Origin of the sequence: Campylobacter sp. 2457A, assembly GCF_020135895.1 — a bacterium.
In the GTDB taxonomy this organism is placed as follows: domain Bacteria; phylum Campylobacterota; class Campylobacteria; order Campylobacterales; family Campylobacteraceae; genus Campylobacter_D; species Campylobacter_D taeniopygiae.
Genome location: NZ_JACHTO010000130.1, coordinates 1 through 230, shown reverse-complemented (window position 1 = coordinate 230; position 230 = coordinate 1). Strand labels below are relative to the sequence as shown.

1 pseudogene is annotated in these 230 nt (G+C 29.1%); it reads right to left on the bottom strand.

From position 1 onward, the window contains the following. A pseudogene (locus H2280_RS08640) lies at positions 1-230 on the bottom strand (hypothetical protein); the annotation flags it as partial.

The following is a 230-nucleotide window of genomic DNA, read 5'->3' as shown; positions in this document are numbered from 1 at the left end:
TTCTTTATAAGCATCAATAAATCTTTTTTCTTTAGGTCTTTTAGGTCTTACTAAAGCACTATCATTTAAATCTACAGGAGTACATACCAAACCACTTCTTTTTACTAAATAATTATATCTAGCTTCCCCATCTAAAGAATGAAAATAAGCTTTTTCTGCTTTAGTCCAAGGAGCAATAGCTCCTTTGATGGGATCTTTTAAATAAATCTTTTGCCAATCTTTAAATTCAA